The following is a 6,646-nucleotide window of genomic DNA, read 5'->3' on the forward strand; positions in this document are numbered from 1 at the left end:
GCGGCCAACGCCTCGGCCACCGCGGCCGGCGCCGCCGGTGCCGCCCAGTCGGAGGCCGCCGCCGCCCGTGCCGCCGCCCGGCAGGCGGACGCCCAGGCGGCTCGCGCCACCCGGGCCGCCTCCACGGCACAGTCCCTGGCCAACAAGGCGGCGTCCGCGGCCGAGGCGGCACGCGACGCGGCCAACTCCGCCGCCGGCCACGCGGAGAAGGCCGCCGCCGCAGCCGAGGAGGCAGCGAAGGCCGCCGGGCAGGCCGTCGATTTCGCCAACAAGAGCACTGCCTGGGCTGCCGACGCCCAGGAGGCGGCCGACGCCGCGATCAAGGCAGTGCTGGACGCCCAGGCCGTGGAGAAGGAGGCGCGCGAGGCGGAGCTCATCAAGCTCGAGGAGTACGCCGACCAGGGCAAGGCGGAGGCCGCCGAACTCGCCCTGCTGGAGAAGCAGGACATCGAGGACGCGCGCAATCAGCTGACCCATCAGCAGGCCATGGACTCGGCCACGCGGGACCTGATCGCGGCGGCGGAGAAGGCGCTCAGGGCCGGTGACCGCGCGACGGCCGTCGACCAGGGCCGCAAGGCGTGCTTCAACCTGTGCTCCTCCAGCGGCACCTGGACCCGCGAGGCGGCGGCCTTCGCCCTCGCCGCCGGTGAGGAATCGGTCCTGAACTGGGTCGACACCGACCGGGGCATCGCGCAGAAGCAGGACGACCGCGAGACGGTCGTGTTCGTCGCCCAGGTCTCCTCGGCCGACGTGGCCGGCGCGGCCCAGGCGGCGCTGGAGTCCACGGACGAGGCCGCTCCCACCGAGTTCCTCACCACGGGGGCCATCGAGGCGGCGAGGGAGGACCAGACCGCGGCTATCTTCCGGATTCTCGGCCAGAAGCCCGGCAAGGCGGTCACCCAGGCAGCGACCGAGGCACTCAACGACGGTTCGGCGAAGGCGGTGCACGAGTTCTTCACCGTCAAGTACGGGCCGGCGCTGGCGGAGGACGACAACGTAGCCGTCTTCTCGTCCATCGGCTCCGCGGGGCCGTACACCAGGACGGCGGCGACCGTGGCGCTCGAGGGCCCGAGCTGGATGCGCCGCAACTTCGTCAACACCGTGTACCAGCGGATGCTGCAGATCGACGCGGACGCCGCCGCTCACATCGCGGCGATGCAGGCCCTGCTCGCCCAGGCCGCCAAGCACGCCCAGGACGCGGTGACGAACGCGGCCTACGCGCAGAAGGTGGCGGCGGAGGCGCGCGATGCGGCGGAGGACGCGCAGCGGTGGGCCACGGCCGCCTCGAAGTCCGCGGAACAGGCCGAGGTGTACAAGAAGCAGGCGGACGCCCACGCGGACGACGCCGAGAAGTCGGCGAAGGATGCCCAGGCCTCCGCCGACAAGGCGAAGAACGCGGCCCTGACCGCACGAACCGCCGCCCGGCGCGCCAACTACTCCGCCAACCGGGCGACCGCGGCCGCCGCCTCGGCGGTGGTGTCGGCCAACAACGCCCAGGCCTCGGCCAACGCCGCCCGTGCCTCGGCGACGCAGGCGGGCAAGGACGCCACGGAGGCGGCGGCTGCCGCGTCCGAGGCGAAGCAGATCGCCGCCCAGAAGCGCAGGCAGGAGCAAATAGAGGCGGCCCGGAAGGCCAAGGAGGAGGCGAACAAGGCCAAGCAGGCCGGCATCGACCAGGCCGACACCGCGGAGAACGACGGAGCGAAGGAGCCGGAGACTTTCCTCGGCGCCGACAAGGACGAGTGGCGCAACGCCGCCTCCGTGCTCGGTACGATCTCCACCTACTCGGGATACGCCGCGGCACTGAGCCTCCTGGTCCCGCCGCCGGCCGGCGAGGTGCTTTACGGCGCCCTCGGCGGCGTCTCCCTGATCACCGGTGTCGCCAGCAGCGTCATCTACGGATTCACCGACGGTTTCACGTCCGAGGCGTTTCTCACCTCGGCGTTCGGCGTCGCCGTCGGCATTTACACCACCGGTCTTCCGTGGGGCAAGTTCGGGGGCACAGTCGGCGCCATCGACGACGCCTTCCGCGGACTGGGGGCCGGTGCCATGTCGGTCGGCGTCCAGGCCAGGCGCGTGGGTGCGGCAGTTCTCTCCCCGGCCACCAGTACGATCGTTGAGGCCGGAAAGGCCGTGGGTGACGCGATCAGCGATACGTGGGACGACCTGACGCCCTGGTAAAACGAGAGTGGTAGCCTCCCGGGCAGAAATGTCAACACTGTTGAAACAGTTTTGCGTGGCGTCCGGGAGGTACCTCAAGTAATGTCTGCCGACCTCACCACAGCTCAGTGGTTACTTGTCTCCGCCGGCGCCACCGTCGTATACATGGCAACCATGGCATGGGTCATGCCGACACCCAAAGCGAGGCTGCGCACGGTTCTGGCCCCGTTCGCCGGCTGGGTCTTCCTGATTCCCAATGCTGCGGTGAAAGGTTATTCCGTGGCCCACACCCTGTACATCTACAGTGGTGTCCTGCTCACATTCGTGATTATGTTCGCGCCCGTTGCGAAAAAGGTCGCAGCTGATATTGCGGAGCAGGAAGAGAAGCCGTGGGACAAAATTCCCCTCAATACCTTTTCTCTGTATTGGATGCTCGGCTCGGCCACGGTTTGCATCGGGGCTGGAGCCTACTTGTGGCGCATTATTGAGTAGTGGGTGAAAGCTGCTTTCTGTGGCAGTCGCCCGCCCTGCTCCGCGCCCGGGCGGCACCGTCTTCGGGTACGCGGCGAGGTGGTCGCTCACTCAGATGGTTCCGCGTCGGCCGTGGCGTCCAGCGCCACGGCCGACGCGTTGACGGGGCGCGGCACGCCCGTCTGGTCGAGGGCGAAGAGGGGGACGCCCAGCAGGTCGGCGCGGGTGCGGGCCTCCTCGGTGTACCCGGCGAGGGAGAAGTGGACGCAGTTCGCGGACTCCGCCATGGCCGTCAGCCACAGGCACTCCACGTCCCGTGCCGATGCCGGGACCACGGTGGGATCCACGTGGACGACGATGCCGGGCGCGGCCAGCCCGATGCCGGAGACGGGCCGCCGGTCGGCGCGGCGGACGTCCCGGTGACCCAGCCCGCGCAGATAAAGGACGGCGGCGGTGACCGCGTCGCGGGCGGTGCGGATCGGGACGGCCCGGTGCGCCGGGACCCGTGACCCGGGGGTGCGCCCGGACCGGCCCGTCGCCGTGCGGTCCACCGGTACGCACAGCACCGTCCCGCACGGGCAGCCCAGCTCCGGACGCGGCCACCGGCTCTCGGTCCCGCAGGCCGCGCAGCGCACGCCGATCCACTCCTCGTCCCACGTCCGGTGGGCGACCGCGGTCGCGGCCCGGCGCGGATCGAGTTCCGGGGCGACGGGCGCCCCGCACGCGCAGGGATACGACGGTGCCGTGTAGCGGTGCCGGCGTCCGCAGGCGGTGCAGCACACCGGGATGGTCTCGGACATGGCCCCATCGTCCTCTCTTGACGGCCCTCGGCCACCCACTTACATTACTTCCAGATCGTAGAAAACAAATTTCGCTATACGGAAGTTGCTGCGGAAGTGCTCACCGCGGGGCGCGACGGGAGTGCGAATCCGACAGCCGACAGCAGGAGTACTCGATGGCTCGTATGACCGCTGCCCGCGCGGCAGTTGAGATTCTCAAGCGCGAGGGCGTCACCGACGCGTTCGGTGTGCCGGGCGCGGCGATCAACCCGTTCTACGCGGCGCTCAAGGCCTCCGGCGGCGTCCAGCACACCCTCGCCCGGCACGTCGAGGGCGCCTCGCACATGGCCGAGGGCTACACCCGGACCCACCCCGGCAACATCGGCGTATGCATCGGCACCTCCGGGCCGGCCGGCACCGACATGATCACCGGCCTGTACTCGGCGATCGGCGACTCGATCCCGATCCTGTGCATCACCGGCCAGGCGCCGACCGCGGTGATCCACAAGGAGGACTTCCAGGCCGTCGACATCGCCTCCATCGCCAAGCCGGTGACGAAGATGGCGGTCACCGTCCTGGAGGCGGCGCAGGTCCCCGGCGTCTTCCAGCAGGCGTTCCACCTGATGCGCTCCGGCCGCCCCGGCCCGGTCCTGATCGACCTGCCGATCGACGTCCAGATGACGGAGATCGAGTTCGACCCGGACACCTACGAGCCGCTCCCGGTCTACAAGCCGGCCGCGAGCCGCGCCCAGATCGAGAAGGCGATCGGCATGCTGAACGCCGCCGAGCGCCCGCTGATCGTGGCCGGCGGCGGTGTCATCAACGCCGACGCCGCCGACCTGCTCGTGGAGTTCGCCGAGCTGACCGGCACCCCGGTCGTGCCGACCCTGATGGGCTGGGGCCTGCTCCCCGACGACCACGAGCTGAACGCCGGCATGGTCGGCCTCCAGACCTCGCACCGCTACGGCAACGCGACCTTCCTGGAGTCCGACTTCGTCCTCGGCATCGGCAACCGCTGGGCCAACCGCCACACCGGCAAGCTCGACGTCTACACCGCCGGCCGCGCGTTCGTCCACGTCGACGTCGAACCGACCCAGATCGGCAAGATCTTCGCCCCGGACTACGGCATCGCCTCCGACGCCAAGGCGGCCCTGGAGCTGTTCGTCGAGGTGGCGAAGGAACTGAAGGCGGCCGGCAGGCTGCCCGACCGCTCCGCGTGGGCCGCCTCCGCGCAGGAGAGGAAGGCCACGCTCCAGCGCCGTACGCACTTCGACGACATCCCGATCAAGCCGCAGCGCGTCTACGAGGAGATGAACAAGGCCTTCGGCCCGGAGACCCGGTACGTCTCCACCATCGGCCTCTCCCAGATCGCCGGCGCCCAGATGCTGCACGTCTACCGCCCGCGGCACTGGATCAACTGCGGCCAGGCCGGCCCGCTCGGCTGGACCGTCCCGGCCGCGCTCGGCGTCGCCAAGGCCGACCCCGACGCGCAGGTCGTGGCGCTCTCCGGCGACTACGACTTCCAGTTCATGATCGAGGAACTGGCCGTCGGCGCTCAGCACAAGATCCCGTACGTGCACGTCCTGGTCAACAACTCCTACCTGGGCCTGATCCGGCAGGCGCAGCGGGCGTTCGAGATCGACTTCCAGGTCAACCTGGAGTTCGAGAACATCAACTCGCCCGAGCTGGGCGTCTACGGCGTCGACCACGTCAAGGTCGCCGAGGGCCTCGGCTGCAAGGCGATCCGGGTGACCGACCCCGGCGAGCTGGGCGCGGCCCTGGAGCAGGCCAAGAAGCTCGCCGCCGAGCACCGGGTGCCGGTCGTCGTCGAGGCGATCCTGGAGCGCGTCACCAACATCTCCATGTCGGGCACCAACGACATCGGCAACGTCGTGGAGTTCGAGGAGCTCGCGACCGAGCCGGGGCACGCCCCGACCGCGATCCGGCCGCTGAAGGCCTGACCCGTACGCGGTGCGCGCAGAGCGGCCCGTTCCTGACGGACGGGCCGCTCTTTCGTGTGCCCTGCCGTGGGGCCCGCTCAGCCGCCTCCGCCCCCGCCGCAGCCTCCCCCTCCGCCCCCGCAGTAGTGCGCCATGCCGCTTCCCGAACCGCCCCCGCTGCCGGGCGGGGAGTTCTTGAGGAGCCCCTTGCCGCCCACTTCCACCCGGTCGACGAGCCCGGCGCGCAGCGCGAAGCGGGGCAGCAGGACGCGTAGCGCGGCCGCGTCGTGCAGGGCGACGGCGAGCAGCCTGTCCTCCGCCGTCATGCCGCGCCGGCTCGTGGGCACCGGGTGGGTCTCCTGGAGGGCCCGCACCCGGCGGCGGGCGGCCCGGGTCGGACCGAGCAGCGGGTAGCGCAGCAACCCGGCCTCCGCCAGGGGGATCCGCATCAGCGCCACCGCCAGGCGGACGTCCGGGTGCCGGGTCAGTTTCCGTAGGGAGAGGGGCTCCTCGAGGCACCCCCGTACCGCCTCCGCCAGGTCGGGGAGGGGGACCGCGGCCGCCCCCGGCGCCGACGACAGGGCGCGTACGGTGCCTGGCGGGCCGGCCTCGACGGCGCCCCGCAGATACAGGTCCACCACGGAGACCGTCACCGCGGCGCGCGGGCCGCCGCGGAGCAGCGCGACCTCGTGCGGTGCGAGCCGGACCGTCCTGTCGTCGTCCATGACACCCCCCGAGAGCACCCCGTGTGCCCGGGGTTGTGCCCGCTGCCGGGGGCGGCTACGCGCGTTCAGCCTTCGTGGTGCTCATGGTGTTCGTGCAGCCCGGGCCAGTCTTCGGGTCCGCCGCCCTGCCACTCGACCAGCTCGCTGTCCTCGACGTCGGTCACGTAGAGGTCGGCCAGCCGCAGCAGCTCGGCGACGTCGTCGGCGTGCGAGGCGACACCGAGGGTCTCGTCGCCGGAGGTGACCCGGCGGGAGCCGTCCAGGGCGGGGGAGTGGACGACGATGTGCGGGTGCTCGGGTGGGTGTGCCGTTGCCATGTCTCCAGGCTGCTGCGCGGGCCGGGAATCCGCACCCGGTGCACGCAGGGAAGCGGGGGGGGGGGGGGGGGGGCCCGCGCGCGGGGGCCGGCCGGGGGGGGGGGGGGGGGGGGGGGGGGGGAAGGCGGGGGGGGGGGGGGGGGGGGGGGGGGGGCGGGCCGGCCCGGGGGGGGGGGGGGGGGGGGGGGGCCCCCCCGCGGCACAGGCGGCGGGGGACGCCCGCGCGCCGCCGACGGCCCGCCCGCCCCCCCCCG

General features: G+C 71.9%; 5 protein-coding genes and 1 pseudogene. 3 read left to right on the forward strand and 3 right to left on the reverse strand.

The window, feature by feature from the left end; translation table 11 throughout:
• Positions 1–2,181 (forward strand): annotated as a pseudogene (locus ACP4J0_RS37965) (ALF repeat-containing protein); the annotation flags it as partial.
• A gap of 81 nt (positions 2,182–2,262) precedes the next feature.
• Positions 2,263–2,652: a hypothetical protein gene (locus ACP4J0_RS37970; protein WP_426603924.1), complete on the forward strand. Its 390-nt coding sequence runs from the start codon at positions 2,263–2,265 to the stop codon at positions 2,650–2,652.
• An 86-nt stretch (positions 2,653–2,738) separates the two neighbouring features.
• On the opposite strand, the gene ACP4J0_RS37975 is transcribed toward ACP4J0_RS37970, so the two are convergent.
• Positions 2,739–3,431 carry a hypothetical protein gene (locus tag ACP4J0_RS37975; RefSeq protein ID WP_426603926.1) on the reverse strand — a complete coding sequence of 231 codons (693 nt, stop codon included), beginning with the start codon at positions 3,429–3,431 and terminating at the stop codon, positions 2,739–2,741.
• Positions 3,432–3,586: 155 nt separating this feature from the next.
• On the opposite strand from ACP4J0_RS37975, the gene gcl reads away from it, so the two are divergent.
• Positions 3,587–5,371 carry a glyoxylate carboligase gene (gene gcl, locus ACP4J0_RS37980; protein WP_426603928.1) on the forward strand — a complete coding sequence of 595 codons (1,785 nt, stop codon included), beginning with the start codon at positions 3,587–3,589 and terminating at the stop codon, positions 5,369–5,371.
• Between the two features lie 77 nt (positions 5,372–5,448).
• Here the strand turns inward: gcl and ACP4J0_RS37985 are convergent, their stop codons facing one another.
• Together ACP4J0_RS37985 and ACP4J0_RS37990 are read right to left on the reverse strand one after the other, a co-directional pair.
• A complete protein-coding gene (locus tag ACP4J0_RS37985; RefSeq protein WP_426603930.1) occupies positions 5,449–6,075 on the reverse strand; it encodes a TIGR04222 domain-containing membrane protein in 627 nt (208 codons plus the stop codon).
• Positions 6,076–6,140: 65 nt separating this feature from the next.
• Positions 6,141–6,392: a hypothetical protein gene (locus tag ACP4J0_RS37990; RefSeq protein ID WP_426603932.1), complete on the reverse strand. Its 252-nt coding sequence runs from the start codon at positions 6,390–6,392 to the stop codon at positions 6,141–6,143.
• Between the last annotated feature and the right edge of the window lie 254 nt (positions 6,393–6,646).

The organism is Streptomyces sp. WG7, from assembly GCF_049975785.1.
Taxonomy (GTDB): domain Bacteria; phylum Actinomycetota; class Actinomycetes; order Streptomycetales; family Streptomycetaceae; genus Streptomyces.

Coding starts and splice junctions, on each gene's coding strand:
- ACP4J0_RS37970 (WP_426603924.1), top strand. CDS start 2,263: ATGTCTGCCGACCTCACCACAGCTCAGTGGTTACTTGTCTCCGCCGGC.
- ACP4J0_RS37975 (WP_426603926.1), bottom strand. CDS start 3,431: ATGTCCGAGACCATCCCGGTGTGCTGCACCGCCTGCGGACGCCGGCAC.
- gcl (WP_426603928.1), top strand. CDS start 3,587: ATGGCTCGTATGACCGCTGCCCGCGCGGCAGTTGAGATTCTCAAGCGC.
- ACP4J0_RS37985 (WP_426603930.1), bottom strand. CDS start 6,075: ATGGACGACGACAGGACGGTCCGGCTCGCACCGCACGAGGTCGCGCTG.
- ACP4J0_RS37990 (WP_426603932.1), bottom strand. CDS start 6,392: ATGGCAACGGCACACCCACCCGAGCACCCGCACATCGTCGTCCACTCC.